Below are 15,588 nucleotides of genomic sequence, written 5' to 3'. Positions count from 1 at the left end.
GGAATGGGGCTAACAAACCAGGCAACAGGCTTTCGTACTTTACGGGAAAACTTTCTCCCGGCCAGCACCGGCGGCTACCTGGTAGCCCTGGCCGGGAATCCCAATGCCGGCAAAAGCACGGTTTTCAATGCCCTGACCGGCTTAAAACAGCACACCGGCAACTGGCCCGGTAAGACTGTTTTGCAGGCCCGGGGCAAATTTACCCACCAGGGCCATACCTTTACCCTGGTAGACCTCCCGGGTACGTACTCCTTACTGGCCAATTCCGTCGAGGAACAGGTGGCCCGGGATTTTATCTGCTTCGGCAGGCCCGATGTCACGGTGGTAGTCGTCGATGCCACCTGCCTGGAACGCAACCTCAACCTGGTCCTCCAGGTAACAGAAACGACAAACGCCGTGGTGGTTTGCTTGAATCTAATGGATGAAGCACGGCGAAAAAGGATAGCTATTGATGTCCCCCTCCTGGCCAGGGAATTAGGAGTGCCGGTGGTACCAACGGCGGCAAGAAGGGGGGAGGGGCTGGCTCATTTAAAAGATACGATTGCTGCTGTGGCAACAGGCGCCCTCTGCCCGGGCCCCGCACCCATAATTTATGACGCCGATATTGAAGCGGCCGCCGGCCGGCTGGCAAAGCAATTGCAGCCGCTTTTAAGGGGCCGGCTTAATGCCCGGTGGGTGGCCCTGCGCCTGCTGGAAGGCGACGCAACTCTGTTACAGGGAATACAACAGTTTTTAGGCGTCGACTTATCTGAGCCCGGGATAAAGTTACAGGTAAAAGAGGTGCTGGTATAATGGCTGGTCAGAAAACCGACCCGGTACTTGTTGAGGCCCGGCGCCTGGCCGGTGACCTGGAGGATTCTTACCGCGACCGGATTGTGGCGGCCCTTTACGCCCGGGCGGAAGCCATTGCTTCCCGGGCCGTCAAGGAGGCACCTGCGCCGCGGCGGGAACTTGACTGGCGGCTGGATGCCATTTTAACCTCCAGGCTCTGGGGATATCCCATCATGCTAGCTTTACTGGCCGTTGTCTTCTGGCTGACCCTTAAGGGGGCCAATTACCCCTCCGCGCTGCTGGCCAGCTTACTATTTGCTTTTCAAGATATACTTACCAGCTTATTTCACCGGCTGGATGCCCCTGCCTGGTTACATGGCATCGTGGTCCTGGGCATGTACCGCACCCTGGCCTGGGTAGTTGCCGTCATGCTGCCGCCCATGGCCATCTTTTTCCCCCTGTTTACCCTCCTGGAGGACCTGGGTTACCTGCCGCGCATTGCTTTCAACCTGGACAATTTCTTTAAAAAGGCCGGCGCTCATGGCAAGCAGGCTTTAACCATGTGCATGGGCTTCGGCTGCAATGCCGCCGGCGTCGTGGGCTGCCGCATCATCGATTCCCCCCGGGAACGGCTACTGGCCATCCTGACCAACAATTTTTCCCCCTGTAACGGCCGTTTTCCCACGCTAATTACCCTGGCCGGCATCTTTATGGGCGGTTTGCTCACCACGGCGGCCGGGGTAGCGGCAGCAACTCTCACCGTGGTCGGGATTATCTTGCTGGGTATTGTACTGATGTTTTTTACTTCCTGGTTGCTCTCCCGGACCCTCCTGAAAGGTGTACCCTCATCCTTTACCCTGGAATTGCCCCCCTACCGGCCGCCCCAGGTGTTACGGGTAATCATCCGCTCCGTCCTGGACCGGACCCTCTATGTGCTGGTCAGGGCTGTCCTGGTGGCCGCCCCGGCCGGAGCCTTTACCTGGGTCCTGGCCAATGTCCACCTGGGCGCTTTCAGTATTATCGACCACATGGCCGGCTGGCTGCAGCCCTTAGGCAAGGTGGTTGGCCTGGATGGCTACATCCTCCTGGCCTTCATCCTGGGCCTGCCGGCTAATGAGATCGTCATCCCCATCCTGTTGATGAGTTACCTCTCGACAGGTATGCTCACAGAGGTGAATAGCCTGGCCGCGCTGGGAGAAATCCTGGTGCGACACGGATGGACCTGGATTACCGCCCTTAATGTCATGCTGTTTTCCCTTATGCACTGGCCCTGTGGGACCACCCTGCTGACCATTTATAAAGAAACGAAAAGCCTGAAATGGCCCCTCCTGGCGGCTGTAATCCCGACGGCCCTGGGCCTGGCTGCCTGCTTCCTGGTAAAGCTGCTGGCAGGCCTGCTGGATATTGTCGCGGCAGGATGACCTCCTGCCGGCACCATGAAGAGTACCTCCAGGAAAAGCGGGATGAAAGTAGGACTTAGTCGCTGCTGTGGCGGAACAGCCAGGCCCTGAGGTCCTCCAGTTTTTCTCCTTCCGGATACTTGTTGAGCCGACTCATGGCATGGACCTCTTCCAGGCATTCGGGATGGGTGCGAAAGTACTGGACCAGGTTGCGAAACAGGCACATGGTAGGCGGCGTGATGTAATGCTCGATGCCTTCTACCTGTTCTTCCACCCCTACCCGGGCGTTGAGGAGGGTTAAAAACTCTTTGAGCACGGCATCGCGCCAGACGAGAAAATACCCCAGCCGTTTCCCTTTATCGGTGAGGGCAATATGCCGGTACTTTGCGTACTGGATAAAACCCTCTTCATGGAGCTTCTGAATCATCCTGGTAACGGATGAGGGCTGGACGTTCAGGGCTTCAGCCAGGTCGACTGCCCGGACATAACCTTTTTCCTGGATTAGCCTGTAGATCATCTCCAGGTAATCTTCCATACTTTCCGTCAACATGGCTCTCCCTCCCGGAAGTTTCTTGCCTGCTAAACTTTATGCCGGGAGACACAGTTTTTTGCCCGGACTAAAAGGCCATGGTACAGCTTAGCTGACCGCGGCTACAAAACCAAAAAAATAAGCCGGTTTATGACCGGCTACAGCTCATCCTGCAGGTTTAAACGGGCTTTACGCTCGCCTTCTTCCGCCAGGGCCTTTTCCCCCGCCTTCACCAGTTTGCGCACCATATTGCCGCCGATTTTACCGGCTTCCCCGGTGGTCAACTCATCCCCCGGGTTGGCCAGGTCATCATCCAGACCCAATTCTTTGGCCGTTTCCCACTTCAATTTGTCGAGCTGTCTTTCCGTCCGCAGCCGGTCATTATCCTTTTTGTGGCTCATTTTAATCACCCCCGCAATATTGTGCCGTTACAAGCAGGGAATTATGTACTTGCTGGCAGTAGTCTTACCCTTTAATATTGCGTATTTTAGCTACCAGGAGCAGCGAAGCCGGGTAGATCAGGTAAGCAGGAAGGAAATAAAACGGGAAGGCGCGACCGGCAAAGATTAACATTTGGGAAAAATTTTCATAGAGGCTCATGGTTAAAAAGGTTAGCAGAAGGCCTGCCGGCAACACCAGAGGGCGGTAATCTTGCAGGCCTAAAAGCTGGGCCGTGCCCAGGGTAAAGGTATAGTAGACAACAGTCAGTTTTAATAAAATGGTAAAGCTCCAGACGAAAATGATGACCGGTTCCAGGCGTTGCAGAAAGTCGCCAATATTAATCATCTGGATGGCTATAAGGCTGGGGAAATTAATGCGCGCCGTTTCGGAAGCGCCCAGGACGATGATGTTACGTACCAGTACCAGCGTAGTGAGCAATGACGCTATGATTACGGCCCGGGCGAAGGGAGCAAAGCTTTTTTTGGGTTCGGTTAAAAAAGGTAAAAGAACCAAAAAGAAAACGGTCTCGCCAAAGGGAAAGACAAAGGCCGGGTAGACCCCACGCAGAACAGGTAGCGGCCCCCTTTCCATAACCGGGAGGAGGGCTTCCCAGTGAGCCAGTCCCGGGACAGCTTCAGCCAGGGCAGTAAGAACTAAGATGGCAACAATTACAAGAGGAAGTAAGAGTTCACCCATCCGGGCCGGGACTTCTATCCCCAGCCGAACGGCGTAGGCGGCCAGGCCGGCAAAAACCCCGGCAACGATTTCCATTGGCGTTTGGGGCAAAACGATCAGCTTGTATAAATCAACAACGTTACGCAAAACCAGGGCTGCCAGGTGCAGGGCGTACCAGAGAAAAATAATATTCAAGCAGGTTCCCAGCCATCGCCCCAAAACCCGGGAGGCATATTGCACCGGTGATTCTCGCGGGAAGCGCCGGCCGAGGGCAGTATAGCAATAGGCCGCACCCAGGCCCAGGGTTCCCGCTAGAAGATAAGATATCCAGGCGTCCTGTTTGGCCGGCCCGACAGGGACGATCAGGGTAGAGGTACCAATAAGGTACCCGGTAACCAGCAAAAAAAATTGCCAGAGAGATATCCTGCCTTTTTCACCCACGATTGCTTCCCCCTGGTGACCAGCCAGTATTTCATAACTAATATTTCCACTAAAAGGGAAAATATACAGCTGCTTTTGGTATATAAAGCCATACCGGGTTTCATACTAGTTCCATCCAGTTCCACAATTTTGGCTAGAGAAGGTGCTGGCTTTGCTCTGGATATGGCACCGTTTATGGCGCCAAGCCACCCCGGGCAAGCAAACTTCGAACGAACACGCCCTGCCGATAACTACCAGGCTTGATGCTAACATTAATTACCTTAAAAAAACCTTTGGCCAGAGTGAGGACCTGGTCATCAGGGAGATAGAACTGCCAGGTAAAAAACTGGCGCTGGTTTACCTGGAAACCCTGATCGACCGGGATGTGGTCCAGCGGGATATCCTGCGTTCCCTGTTAGCCTTGCAGGCAATACCGCTATCGGGGGACGAGGCCAAATTTAGCCGGTTGATCCGCGCCAGGTTAACCATCGGCGATCTTCAAGAAGAGAGGCTGTGGTCAAAGATAATCACCGGCTTGCTGGACGGTAAGGCAGTTTTAATGGTTGAAGGATATAGCCGGTGCCTGCTGCTCAGTATAGAAGGTTGGGAAAAAAGGCCGGTCGAAGAACCTGTCAATGAAGTTAGTATCCGTGGCCCCCGCGAGGGATTTGCTGAAAATTTAGCAACGAATATCTCTCTCATCAGGCGGCGGCTGCGTGCGCCCGAGCTTCGTTTTGAAGCTATGAACCTGGGCCGGCGCACCCACACCAAGGTGGTTATCTGTTACCTGGAAGGACTGGTATTAAAGGGAATTCTGGAAGAACTCCGCCGCCGGTTGCAGCGTATTGATATTGACGGTATCCTGGAAAGCGGCTATATTGAGGAACTCATTGAAGACGCTCCCCATTCTCCTTTTCCCCAGCTTAACCGCACGGAAAGGCCGGATAAACTGGTTGCCGATTTATTAGAAGGGAGGATAGCCGTCTTGACTGATGGTACACCCTTTGCCCTGATCCTCCCGGGCAGCCTGGTATCCCAGTTGCATGCTCCGGACGATTATTATGAGCGCTGGCCTTTAAGTATAGGGGTGCGCCTGTTCCGCTTTTTAGGAATATTTATCGCCCTGCTCCTACCGTCCCTTTATGTAGCTTTGACTACCTTCCACCAGGAAATGATTCCTACCCCCCTGGCAATTTCTATCGCTGCCCAGCGTGAACTGGTGCCGTACCCGGCCGTTGTTGAAGCTTTAATCATGCAGGTGCTCTTTGAAATTCTCATTGAAGCCGGCATAAGGTTACCCCGGGCCATCGGACCGGCGATTAGCATCGTAGGAGCCCTGGTAATCGGTGAAGCAGCCGTCCGGGCGGGGCTGATGTCGGCGGCAATGGTTATTGTTATTGCCGCTACAGCCATCGCTTCGTTCACCATACCTACATTTGGCCTGAGCCAGGCCGTGAGGATGCTTCGCCTGCCGATGATTCTTTTAGCCGGTTTTCTGGGCCTGCTTGGTATTTTTGCCGGCTTGCTGGTCATTTTAATCCACCTGGTGAGCCTGAGGAGTTTTGGTGAGCCTTATCTCAGCCCCCTGGCACCATTTATTTGGGAAGCGCAAAAAGACCTGGTGGTGAGGGTGCCCTGGTGGGCCATGCTCTGGCGGCCTGTACTCACCGGCTGGCGCGATTTGCGGCGTATTAAACCAGGCCTGCACCCTTTTATTACAGCTAGAGATAAAAATGCCCAGGATGAACTGGAAACGCAGTTGGGTGAAGGCAAAGGGAAAAGCGTTACCACCAGGAAGGGAAGAAGAAAAAAAACGAGGAAGCTGGCGAGGAAGAGATAAATTAACTGCCAGAGAGGCCTTATGGCGTTGATGGGCGAGATCGACCGGGAAGTGGTATATTGGTTTTTAAAGCCGGAAGCAAATATTTTTTATACGTAACCTTTGGCCTGGTAGCCCTTTTGACGGCCTTGTTCTTGAGCGGCTGCTGGGATCGCCGGGAGATAAATGAACTGGCCTTCCTGTCCAGCATGGCGGTAGACCTGGCAGGAGAGCAGCGTCTTTTAACCTATGAATTCGTCCGGCCGGGTGCTACCGGTGGGGGCGAAAGGGGAGGAGGGGGAACTTTACCTCATCGCCAGGCTACCCTCCGCAGTGGCAGGGGAGAAACCCTTATAACCGCCTGCCGGCAAATTACCACCGGTCTTCCCCGCCGGGTTTATCTTGCCCATACTAACGCGGTCCTGGTAGGAGAAGAAATGGCCCGCCAGGGCCTGAGAGAGTTACTCGATTTTATTGACCGGAACCCGGAATTGCGCCGCACGACTTTGATTATGCTTACCCGGGGAGCGGCACGGGAGATATTAATAAAAGTGCAGGGGGACATGGAAACAACCTTGGGCAAGGAAATAAGCGGTCTCCGCAAGTGGGTGCAGAGCAGTGGCTACGGTTTTATTCCTAATGTTAACGACGTTTTTTTTGATTTATCCAATGGAGCGGGAACCACTGTCCTGCCGGTACTGGAGCTCAGTCCCCAGCCGTTCCCGCCCCTTATTGGTACTGCTGCGACATCAAGCGGCGGCGGTTCCCGGGGAACCGGGGGTACAGAGGGACGGGTAGAGGAACCGGAAACGGTAAGGACGGTGCGCCTCAACGGCGCCGGCCTTTTTTACCACGACAAACTGGTGGCGTGGCTGGATAAAGATCAGGCCCGCGGCTGGGCCTGGGTGCGCAATAAAGTACGGCGGGCCGTACTGGCGTTACGTTGCCAGGGAAATAATACCAAGGTTGCCGTAGATATAACTGAAGCCCACGCCGATGTCAGCGTCGACATGCAAGGGAGCCAGCTCCAGGGTAAGATCAAGCTCAGGGTGGAGGGCGAGCTTCTGGAACAGCAGTGCAACCTGGAATTTACCAGGGAAGAGGCCATTAAATCGCTAGAAAGCCGCATGGCAGCTCAGATTACGGCTGAAATCAGCAGTGCCCTCAATCAGGCCAAGATGGTGGGAACTGATGTTTTCGGCTTCGGCGGCGCCCTCCATCGCCAACAACCTGAACTGTGGCGCCAGTTACAGGGACGCTGGAACGAAGAATTTAAAAAGCTGCCTGTTACCATCAATGTCGAAGCTAAATTGAGACGTACTGGTATGACTGGTCGTCCCTGGCAGCCCGGGGCGCGCTAGTAGTTAAAGCAGCCGGCTCCCTTCTGAGACTTGCTATGTAAGGAGTGCCTTAATGGCAGGCTTGTTTATTTTAGTGGTTGTATATACCATTATTTTTCTCCTGGATGTCCCGCCCCTGGTCCGGCGCCGGGCCTGGCGGGAACTACTCGCTTTTGCCGTCCTCTCCCTCATGGGGCTGGCCCTGGGGGTTCCCTGGTCCCTGGGGCATAAAATATTCTTTCCTTCGGAGGCAATCATCAAATTTTTTGAGCCGCTGGCCCGGTTGGTCATGGGCCCCCAGGAATAAGCAGCAGCTGCTACCCTGCCTCGTAGTAGCGCAAAATGTGATACTCATTATCGCGTTGGGCGGGTCGGAAACCGGCCGCCCGGATGCAGCGGAGGATCTCCTCCTGATCAGCGCGGAAGGAAGCCCCTGCCGCCCGGACGACGTTTTCCTCCAGCATAGTGGAACCGAAGTCGTTGGCTCCAAAGAAAAGGGCCGTCTGGGCCACTTTGGTTCCTTGAGTTACCCAGGACACCTGGATATTGGGGAAGTTGTCCAGGTAAATCCGGGAAAGGGCGAGTATCCGCAGGTATTCGCAGGCGCCTGCCTCCTCACCGCCCAGGTCGGTATTGCCTGGTTGGAAACTCCAGGGAATAAAGGCTGTGAAACCACCCGTTTCATCCTGGAGCTGCCGGATAGCCTCCAGGTGAGCGATCCGCTCAGCCATTGTTTCTCCCAATCCGAAAACCATGGTGGCTGTTGATTTCATCCCCAGGGCATGGGCGGTGCGCATCACCTCCAGCCAGCGGGCCGTGGAAGTCTTTTTAGGGCTGACCCGGTTACGAACCCTGTCGACCAGGATCTCTGCCCCTCCGCCAGGCAAGGAATCGAGACCCGCTCTCTTCAGCCGCTGCAAAACCTCTGCCACCGGCAGCCCTTCCTTCCTGGCCAGGTCATCGATTTCTACGGGGGATAGGGAATGAAGGGTGACCGGATAGCGGGATTTAATCCACGAAAAGAGGTCCTCAAACCAGGCCAGGTCTAGATCGGGATGCAGGCCCCCCTGCATCAGGATCTGAGTCCCACCTGCAGCCAAAGTCGCTTCGATTTTACGGCCGATTTCCTCCCGGCTGAGGAGGTACCCTTCCGGATCTCCGGGCAAGCGATAGAAAGCGCAGAACCGGCAGGCGTTTACGCAGATATTGGTATAGTTGATATTCCGGTCCACGACAAAGGTGACCGTCCCCTCGGGGTGCAGCTTCTGGCGAACCCGGTTGGCCAGGTAACCAAGTTCCAGCAAACCGGCCTCTTGATAAAGGTGCTCCGCTTCGTGAAAATTCAAACGCTCACCGTCAAGCACTTTGCAGGCGATAGTTTCCTTCATCTTCTCCTCCCCAGATTTCCAGCGCTACCGGATGTAGTAGTAAGCCCTCAGCATGGGCCAGGCGGTAGAAGGTTAAAAGGCCTTCCAGGTGCGGCCAATCCAGGTCATAGTTTAACAGGGTAAAATAATCCTCGATGAATTCCGGTTCCACCCTCAGCATCTGGGCCCCTACTGCCGCCAAGGTCCCCGGGTGCCTTTTTCCCCAGGCCTTGGCCTTCTGTAAGGACCGCCAGATTCCGGCCAGCTTTTCCGGGTGGGCAGCCGCAAAATCTTTCCTGGCGACCCAGAGGGCAAAGACCATTGGCTTGCCGGTTAATTGGCGCCACTCTTCACCCAGGTCATAAACAAAGGGGTAGCGACCTGCCCGGACAATCTGCAGGGCCTCATCCCCGATGGCAAGCAAGGCTTCCGGCTGGCCCCAATCCGGGGGCGTGCCGGCCGGGCGAATAAATAGGTCTGGCGCAACATGATAAAACCGTTGCAGGAGGATACGCAATAAAACTACGCTGGTAGCCGAATAAGGTGTAAGGGAAAGGGGTCGGCCCCCGAGTTCCTTTGCCGGTACCCGGCTCACCAGGACCACGCTGCCAACCTTGCCGTAGCAGGAGATAGATAATCCTGGTAGAACCAGGGCTTCTTCCGCAAACTGCCCGTAAGCCAGGGAAGAGACGGCCGTGACCTCCAGTTCCCCTTGCCGGAAGGCCTTATTTAAAACCGCCGGGTGGTCAGCAATTATTTTGGCCGGTACTTTTACCTGTCCTGTCTCCAGAGCGTAAAAAAGCGGGAGGCAATTCAGGTAACTCACCCGGCCCAGCCGTGGCCATTCCATGTCCATCCTCCTTTCAGGCATAGCGCCTGATTTCCCGGTACAGAGTATCCCGTTCCACCGGTATCCTACCGGCGGCCCGGATGCTGCGCAAAAAGCTTTCGGCAGGCTGGTACTGGGGCGTAGCGGCCCCCGCGTCATGAAAAATACGTTCTTCCCGTACGGTACCATCCAGGTCGTTGACCCCGAAATGCAAGGCCACCTGGGCTAATTTCGGTCCCATCATGATCCAGAAGGCCTTGATGTGACGAAAGTTGTCCAGGAGCAGGCGGCTGATGGCCAGCATCTTTAGATCCTCCACCCCGGTGGTTCCCGGCAGGTTGCTGAAGGCCGTGTTGGCCGGGTGAAAGGCCAGGGGTATAAAGGCCAAAAAGCCTCCCGTCCGGTCTTGGAGTTCCCGGAGGGCCAGGAGGTGGTCCACCCGCTCGGCCGCTGTCTCCAGGTGGCCGTAGAGCATGGTAGCGTTGGTGGGTATACCCAGGCGGTGGGCGGTTTCGTGGATCAGGAGCCAGCGCTGGCCGTCAATCTTTCTGGCACAAAGGCGCCGGCGTACCTCCGGGGCAAAGATCTCGGCCCCGCCGCCGGGTAGGGAATCCAGGCCCGCCTGCCGGAGTTCCCGGAGCACGTCGGCTACAGGCCGGCCGGCCTGGGTCGCTATAAAGTCAATTTCTACGGCATCAAAGGCCTGGATGCAGGCCCGGGGCGCTACCCGGCGCACCGTACGGATCAGGTCCAGGTAGTATTCATAAGGCAGTTCCGGATTCAAACCTCCGACAATGTGAATCTCGGTGACCCCTGCGGCAGCCGCCGCCCTGGCCTTGGCCTCGACTTCAGCCAGGGTAAGGGTGTAAGCCTCCGGACTACCTGCCTCCTTACCAAAAGCACATAAATCACAGAGATTTTGACAAACATTAGTATGATTAATGTGGGCATTATTAATAAAGTAAACGTCATCCCCGCACACCCGCCGTCGAGCCAGGTCGGCGAGGAACCCGATGCCCAGGAGGTCCTGGCTCTCGAACAGGCGAATACCGTCTTCCCGGCTCAGCCTTTCCCCGGCATACACCTTGGCAGCTATGGCCGCCAATTCTCCCCGGGAGAGTTCCGAACGTATTTGGTCAATATAGGCTGACAAGACCTGTCAACTCCCTTCTATGCGGGGTTTATAATACTTACCAATATTCTCCGGGCGCAAAAGGGTGGGTTTACGCAGCGTAGCGCAACCACAGTCCTCATCAAAAGTCACTCGTCCCAGGGCCTTCAGGATAATGCGGCCGAAAGCCGGAGCATCATCAAAAAAGATCTCCCTTAACTCCCTGTGTTCCCAGGGTTTCACCACACCTTCCCCGTAATTTACTACCAGGTAGATGCCGGCGTAACAGGCCCCCATTTCCCTCGCCAGGTAGACCTCGGGGCAGAGGGTTTGGCCTACGACATCCGCCCCCCACTGGCGAAACATGTTTACTTCGGCTACGCTCTCAAAGTGGCGCCCATCTGTCACCAGGTAAACGCCGCGGTCAAAGATCCGCCCCAGAGGGGTCTCTCTAGCCGTTTCTACCAAAGTCTTGTGCAGAGAAGGGCAAATAGGCTGGCGCATTATTGACAGGAAGCCCTCCTGGAGCCCCACATCCCGGCGCATGGAAAAATCAATATAATCTGTAACCACTACAATATCCCGGGGATCCAGGAGGTGATTTACGCTTCCCACCCCGCCCTCAGCAATGATCTTCCGGACTTTAGCCTGCATAAAGGCATGGAACAGGCGCTGCGAACTCTCGCCCCAGGAGACGCCGGGAATCCTCCCATGCATTTTGGCCGCCAGCACGCGCCGTGGCGGGTCGCCGGTTGTAAAAAGAGTTAGAGGTGCACTGGGACCCCAGGGGGTGGTAAAAACCATATCCCGGGCCAGTACCTCTGTTCCAGGATCCTTTAATGCTTCGGGAAAATCCAGGCTAAAGGTGCCCGAGCCACCGATAAAGCCAATATCCGCCTGCACCCTTTCTTCAATCATTCTCCAAGTCTCCTTCCAGGCGATAACCCAGACCGCGCAAGTTATAGGCTACCAGCTCTTTCCCCGCCGCCGTTAAATCAGCCGGAATACCATCTTTCAGCCAGCTAATGACCACCTGGTAAAAGGTACCTACAAAAGCTAAAGCTGCAACATGGGCATCCTGGGGTGGTAGCTCCTTCCTCTGGATACCCTCCAGCACGTCTTCCTCTACAAGCTTGGTTAGACGGCGTAACAAGTCGTAGAGTTGTTCTGCCACCGCCGGGTGGCCCGCCGGCGATTGGACCAGCATTACCCGGGCCAGGTCATGGTTCTCCTGTAAGACCGCCAGGGCTGCCTCCATAGAGACCTGTAGTTTTTGGCGTCCACCGGTGGCTTTTTTGCGGGCCCGGGCAATACGTTCCAGGACCATCTCATAAGCTTCGTTGACCAGGGCGGTAAAAAGGGCTTCCTTATTGCGCAGGTACAAGTAAATCGTGCCGATGCCCACCCCCGCCCGGCGAGCGATATCTTTAACCGAAGTACCATAAAACCCGTTGCGGGCAAATTCTTCCCTTGCCGCCTGCATAATGGCCTGCAGGCGAGCCTCTATCTTTTGATCTACCTTTTTCGTCCGCCGGTAAACCAAAAACCCTTCCCCCAATTTTCAAGCAATGAACTGCAATTCAATTCTTCAATCGCCATTTTAGATCATTTAAAGGCCGGAGTCAATTTTAAAATTATTAGGTCTTAAGATATGAGGTATCCCTGTGATTCCGTAGCCGGGCAATCAATACTTGTTTGCTTGAATTTTCCTTGAAGCCGAATATATTTATTTTGGAAGTCTTGATTTTTAATGGATCTTGTTCACAAGCTTGCATCTTATGGTAACATAGATTATATAATCAATACTAATGTAAGCAGCAAGGTGTTGGCTCAAAGCTTTAGCATGGCAGTATAAAACCTGAATCCTTTGGTGCGGGGTGAACCCGTTGCTGGACATCAATGCCCTCGATCGCATCGTCAAAGAAACTATTGAAGCCATTGAGCGTAGTCAGGTACAGATTTATGAAATCGCTGAAAATACCCGGGTTGAGGCGAACCTGGTTAGTAGTGAATTGTCTGGCGTCAAAAATGAGTTAAATGCTGTTATCGCGGAGGTAGATAAGCTGGAGCGGGAGGAAAGAAGAGCCCGGTTGCGTTTGGCCGAAGTAAGCAAAGACTTTAACCGCTATACCGAGCAAGATATCAAAGCCGCCTACGATAAAGCCTATAATTTGCAAATTGAACTTATTAAACTTAGGGAAAAAGAAAAAGTGCTACAATACCGGCGCAATCATCTGGAAATGAGCTTGCGCCGTTTACAAGCGACCATCCAGAAGGCAGAAAAGCTGATCTCGCAGGTGGGAGTGGTTCTGTCTTATTTGAACGGCGGGCTCCATGACTTGAGCTTGAAGATTGGTGAAATGCAACAAACACAACAAATGGCCCTTGATATTATCCGGGCCCAGGAAGAAGAACGCAAACGTGTTGCCAGGGAAATTCACGACGGTCCGGCCCAAACCATGGCCAATATTATAATGCGGGCCGAATATTGTCTGAAACTTTTAGACAGGGACCCGGAAAAGGTCCGAGAGGAATTGCTGGCCCTCCAGAATATAGTCATGCTAAGTTTGCAGGATGTCCGTATGATTATTTTTGACCTCCGGCCCATGGTTCTCGATGATTTGGGCCTTGCTCCGGCGTTGAAGCGTTACTTTGCCTCCTATAAAGAACAGTACGGGTTGGAAATTGAGTTTCTTTTCTTCGGACAAGAGCGCCGTTTAGAAAGCACCATTGAGATAGCACTTTTTCGCATTATTCAAGAGGCCGTAAATAACATTAAAAAACATGCCCGGGTCAAAAGCGCCGTGGTCAAGATGGAGATGCAGCCCGATAAGATTACGGTTTCAATCAGGGATACGGGTAAGGGATTTGATCTAAACTCTGTCCAGGGCGGTAAAAATGGTAATGGCTACGGCCTCGTAGGCATGCGTGAGAGGGTCCAGCTCTTAAACGGCGAAATGAAGATTAACACCGCGCCAGGTAAGGGCACCTGCATTAGCATCACGATACCTTTGCAGGATCAGGGGCCTGGCATTTAGACACCTGAGTGCTGCCAGCAACACTGGCATACCTGGCTTGGCTGTTACCGGTTTGGGAGGGTTAAGTCATATTTAATTATGAAAATAGACGCAAAACCGGAGTAAAAGCGGTGGGAAAGTGGGGAATAATGGGGTCGAGGTGGGTAAAGTGTAATTTAAATTTAAGGGATTAGATTAGATTAGATTGATAGCACGCCCTGCCAGGGCGAACAAAAGACCTAAGATGATGCTGCCCAGTAAATAGGTTAAAGCGTTTATAACTTCCCCATCTTCCAGAAGCCGGACAACTTCATAGGAAAAGGTAGAGAAGGTAGTATAGGCCCCTAAAAACCCCGTAGTCAACGCTAAAGTCAAGCTGGTACCAAATCTGTGGGTAAATGCCGGTGTGCCTAAAAGTAGTCCTAACAGAAAAGCGCCAGTTAGGTTAATTATTAGAGTGCCTGTAGGAAAATTACCCCTGCTTCTTGCTGATAATGCCTGTCCTAAAGCGTATCGAGTAATAGCACCCAAAAGCCCGCCTAGTCCTACATAAAAATACTGCATTCTTATCTCCTACCTGTTTTCTGCCCTGGTTTGCTGTACTTTGAATGCCAATAAAATTGGTATTCTAGCCAGGATTATTCCCGCCCTTGCAGCAATTAAACCTCCCAAAGTGGATACCAGAATATAGATGGCGGCATAAGCAATATGACCGCTAGTTAAAAGGGTTATCGTCTCCCAACTAAAGGTGGAGAAAGTCGTAAAGGCGCCCATAAAGCCTGTTGTTATACCTAACCTTAATTCGGGACTTAAGGTAAAGCGTTCTAAGCTATAGGTAAGAATAAAGCCCATAGCGAAACATCCCAAAATGTTTATTATTAGGGTCCCTAAAGGAAAGGATGAGTGCCATAAGGTAGCAATGGAGCGGCCAAGTTCAAACCTGGCTATGGCCCCCAAAAAGCCAAAAATACCAATATATATGTAGAGCAACTTAATCACCTCCACATGGAGTTGCAAAACTAACAAAAAAATCCTACCTTCGGGGCATAAAATTAGCCCGCCTTTTGGTAGGAGTCATCACTGCTTGCCGCAGATTTAAGGCGAACTCCATCGCCTAAGACTATTAGCAAGATATGATAGTATTATACGACAAGAAGGCGCTAAAATCCTGCTTAGATCAACAGTATGACTAAAGACGCAATAAAAATAATAATCAATCCAATTGAAAGTGGGAGATAAAGAGAAAAGCCCCTTACCGAGGCTTTAGCTTTAATAGTATTTTTTACGCTCCAGGTACTCTTGGATCAGGTTTAACGTCTCGCCGAAGCGCTGGAAGTGGACGACTCTCTTTCCCTGAAGAAGCGCAGAACATCGGTAACGTCCGGGTCATCAGACAAATTAATGAGCCACACATAGGTGGAGCGGGCCTTTTGTTCGGCAGCTATCTTTCAGGAAGATCGAACTTTGGTTAGAAGGAAATTAAGGTTAGGTAGCGAATATAATCAAGAGTAGAAAAGCGGCCGGAGCCGCCGGGAAGCAAAATTAAGGAAGCAAGGAAGAATGATAAGCACCATGAAGGTGTTGAGTCTTTACGAAGGAGCATCCAAGTGGTGCTTTTCTCTGTATATGGGCCACGGAGGCCTAATCCCCTTGAAAATGGAGGAGGGGAGGTTCCGTGGCTCTTACTTTTGTCCGGGAGTTGGCGAGCAGCAGTGTGGGGTTACTTTCTAAAAGAACCCTACTCTTCTGATGTGGATAGTATTTCGGGGGCGCGTATTGGTTGGTTCAAAAAATAAAAATTTGAGGGGGTTTGGTTAAAGATGCCTAAATTGATTGTTAGCGGCCGGGGCGGCAGCGGGAAGAGCACAC

The 15,588-nt window shown here is 53.2% G+C and carries 16 protein-coding genes, 1 pseudogene and 1 riboswitch; of the genes and pseudogenes, 6 read left to right on the top strand and 11 right to left on the bottom strand.

The window, feature by feature from the left end; genetic code table 11:
- Nucleotides 1-3 precede the first annotated feature (3 nt).
- Both E308F_RS15890 and E308F_RS15885 read left to right on the top strand, forming a co-directional pair.
- Nucleotides 4-792: a FeoB small GTPase domain-containing protein gene (locus tag E308F_RS15890; RefSeq protein ID WP_172613599.1), complete on the top strand. Its 789-nt coding sequence runs from the start codon at nucleotides 4-6 to the stop codon at nucleotides 790-792.
- Nucleotides 792-2,192: a nucleoside recognition domain-containing protein gene (locus E308F_RS15885; protein WP_172613600.1), complete on the top strand. Its 1,401-nt coding sequence runs from the start codon at nucleotides 792-794 to the stop codon at nucleotides 2,190-2,192. The genes E308F_RS15890 and E308F_RS15885 overlap by 1 nt, the downstream gene beginning before the upstream one ends.
- Nucleotides 2,193-2,247: 55 nt before the next feature.
- Here the strand turns inward: E308F_RS15885 and mntR are convergent, their stop codons facing one another.
- The 3 genes from mntR to E308F_RS10680 all read right to left on the bottom strand — a co-directional run bounded on the left by mntR (nucleotide 2,248) and on the right by E308F_RS10680 (nucleotide 4,257).
- Nucleotides 2,248-2,721 carry a transcriptional regulator MntR gene (gene mntR, locus E308F_RS10690; RefSeq protein WP_141264884.1) on the bottom strand — a complete coding sequence of 158 codons (474 nt, stop codon included), beginning with the start codon at nucleotides 2,719-2,721 and terminating at the stop codon, nucleotides 2,248-2,250.
- A gap of 137 nt (nucleotides 2,722-2,858) precedes the next feature.
- Nucleotides 2,859-3,101, bottom strand: a complete 243-nt coding sequence (locus E308F_RS10685) for an alpha/beta-type small acid-soluble spore protein (protein WP_141264883.1) — start codon at nucleotides 3,099-3,101, stop codon at nucleotides 2,859-2,861.
- 64 nt (nucleotides 3,102-3,165) lie between these two features.
- Nucleotides 3,166-4,257, bottom strand: a complete 1,092-nt coding sequence (locus E308F_RS10680; RefSeq protein ID WP_141264882.1) for a GerAB/ArcD/ProY family transporter — start codon at nucleotides 4,255-4,257, stop codon at nucleotides 3,166-3,168.
- A 151-nt stretch (nucleotides 4,258-4,408) separates the two neighbouring features.
- Here E308F_RS10680 and E308F_RS10675 point away from each other — a divergent pair, with 151 nt between their 5' ends.
- From E308F_RS10675 to E308F_RS10665, 3 genes are read left to right on the top strand one after another with little or no spacing between them, the layout of a single operon-like run.
- Entirely contained in the window at nucleotides 4,409-6,076 is a 1,668-nt protein-coding gene (locus tag E308F_RS10675) for a spore germination protein (RefSeq protein WP_141264881.1), read from the top strand.
- Nucleotides 6,077-6,135: 59 nt separating this feature from the next.
- The gene (locus E308F_RS10670; protein WP_172613901.1) at nucleotides 6,136-7,416 is read left to right on the top strand and encodes a Ger(x)C family spore germination protein; all 1,281 of its coding nucleotides are present in this window, start codon (nucleotides 6,136-6,138) and stop codon (nucleotides 7,414-7,416) included.
- Nucleotides 7,417-7,468: 52 nt separating this feature from the next.
- Nucleotides 7,469-7,702, top strand: coding sequence for a hypothetical protein (locus tag E308F_RS10665; protein ID WP_141264880.1), 234 nt, complete (start codon nucleotides 7,469-7,471; stop codon nucleotides 7,700-7,702).
- Nucleotides 7,703-7,712: 10 nt separating this feature from the next.
- Here the strand turns inward: E308F_RS10665 and mqnC are convergent, their stop codons facing one another.
- Genes mqnC through E308F_RS10640 form a run of 5 tightly spaced genes read right to left on the bottom strand, consistent with a single transcriptional unit; the run spans nucleotide 7,713 to nucleotide 12,245 of the window.
- Nucleotides 7,713-8,783: a cyclic dehypoxanthinyl futalosine synthase gene (gene mqnC / locus E308F_RS10660; protein ID WP_141264879.1), complete on the bottom strand. Its 1,071-nt coding sequence runs from the start codon at nucleotides 8,781-8,783 to the stop codon at nucleotides 7,713-7,715.
- Nucleotides 8,752-9,612, bottom strand: coding sequence for a menaquinone biosynthetic enzyme MqnA/MqnD family protein (locus E308F_RS10655; RefSeq protein WP_141264878.1), 861 nt, complete (start codon nucleotides 9,610-9,612; stop codon nucleotides 8,752-8,754). The genes mqnC and E308F_RS10655 overlap by 32 nt, the downstream gene beginning before the upstream one ends.
- 13 nt (nucleotides 9,613-9,625) lie before the next feature.
- Complete coding sequence (gene mqnE / locus E308F_RS10650; RefSeq protein ID WP_141264877.1) at nucleotides 9,626-10,744, bottom strand: aminofutalosine synthase MqnE; 1,119 nt, start codon at nucleotides 10,742-10,744, stop codon at nucleotides 9,626-9,628.
- A 6-nt stretch (nucleotides 10,745-10,750) separates the two neighbouring features.
- Nucleotides 10,751-11,620, bottom strand: a complete 870-nt coding sequence (locus E308F_RS10645; RefSeq protein WP_141264876.1) for an MTAP family purine nucleoside phosphorylase — start codon at nucleotides 11,618-11,620, stop codon at nucleotides 10,751-10,753.
- Nucleotides 11,613-12,245, bottom strand: coding sequence for a TetR/AcrR family transcriptional regulator (locus tag E308F_RS10640; protein WP_141264875.1), 633 nt, complete (start codon nucleotides 12,243-12,245; stop codon nucleotides 11,613-11,615). The genes E308F_RS10645 and E308F_RS10640 overlap by 8 nt, the downstream gene beginning before the upstream one ends.
- Nucleotides 12,246-12,579: 334 nt before the next feature.
- Between E308F_RS10640 and E308F_RS10635 the strand changes: the two genes are divergently transcribed.
- Nucleotides 12,580-13,740 carry a sensor histidine kinase gene (locus E308F_RS10635; protein WP_253256482.1) on the top strand — a complete coding sequence of 387 codons (1,161 nt, stop codon included), beginning with the start codon at nucleotides 12,580-12,582 and terminating at the stop codon, nucleotides 13,738-13,740.
- A 174-nt stretch (nucleotides 13,741-13,914) separates the two neighbouring features.
- Here E308F_RS10635 and crcB (E308F_RS10630) read toward each other — a convergent pair whose 3' ends face one another.
- The 3 genes and pseudogenes from crcB (E308F_RS10630) to E308F_RS16930 form a co-directional block, all read right to left on the bottom strand.
- Nucleotides 13,915-14,283, bottom strand: a complete 369-nt coding sequence (gene crcB, locus E308F_RS10630) for a fluoride efflux transporter CrcB (RefSeq protein ID WP_141264873.1) — start codon at nucleotides 14,281-14,283, stop codon at nucleotides 13,915-13,917.
- A gap of 9 nt (nucleotides 14,284-14,292) precedes the next feature.
- On the bottom strand, nucleotides 14,293-14,718 hold the full coding sequence (crcB, locus tag E308F_RS16935; RefSeq protein WP_373995961.1) for a fluoride efflux transporter CrcB: 426 nt from the start codon (nucleotides 14,716-14,718) through the stop codon (nucleotides 14,293-14,295).
- A gap of 62 nt (nucleotides 14,719-14,780) precedes the next feature.
- Nucleotides 14,781-14,843: riboswitch (Fluoride riboswitch) on the bottom strand.
- Between the two features lie 145 nt (nucleotides 14,844-14,988).
- Nucleotides 14,989-15,164: pseudogene (locus E308F_RS16930) on the bottom strand (manganese catalase family protein); the annotation flags it as partial.
- Nucleotides 15,165-15,588 lie beyond the last annotated feature (424 nt).

It is taken from the genome of Moorella sp. E308F, from assembly GCF_006538365.1.
GTDB lineage: Bacteria > Bacillota > DSM-521 > Neomoorellales > Neomoorellaceae > Neomoorella.
The sequence above is the reverse complement of the archived record's forward strand: the minus strand, read 5'-3'. Positions and strand labels throughout refer to the sequence as shown.

Excerpts from the sequence above, each read along its gene's own strand:
- E308F_RS15890 (WP_172613599.1), top strand. The coding sequence starts at position 4 with ATGGGGCTAACAAACCAGGCAACAGGCTTTCGTACTTTACGGGAAAAC.
- E308F_RS15885 (WP_172613600.1), top strand. The coding sequence starts at position 792 with ATGGCTGGTCAGAAAACCGACCCGGTACTTGTTGAGGCCCGGCGCCTG.
- mntR (WP_141264884.1), bottom strand. The coding sequence starts at position 2,721 with ATGTTGACGGAAAGTATGGAAGATTACCTGGAGATGATCTACAGGCTA.
- E308F_RS10685 (WP_141264883.1), bottom strand. The coding sequence starts at position 3,101 with ATGAGCCACAAAAAGGATAATGACCGGCTGCGGACGGAAAGACAGCTC.
- E308F_RS10665 (WP_141264880.1), top strand. The coding sequence starts at position 7,469 with ATGGCAGGCTTGTTTATTTTAGTGGTTGTATATACCATTATTTTTCTC.
- mqnC (WP_141264879.1), bottom strand. The coding sequence starts at position 8,783 with ATGAAGGAAACTATCGCCTGCAAAGTGCTTGACGGTGAGCGTTTGAAT.
- E308F_RS10655 (WP_141264878.1), bottom strand. The coding sequence starts at position 9,612 with ATGGAATGGCCACGGCTGGGCCGGGTGAGTTACCTGAATTGCCTCCCG.
- E308F_RS10645 (WP_141264876.1), bottom strand. The coding sequence starts at position 11,620 with ATGATTGAAGAAAGGGTGCAGGCGGATATTGGCTTTATCGGTGGCTCG.
- crcB (WP_141264873.1), bottom strand. The coding sequence starts at position 14,283 with ATGCAGTATTTTTATGTAGGACTAGGCGGGCTTTTGGGTGCTATTACT.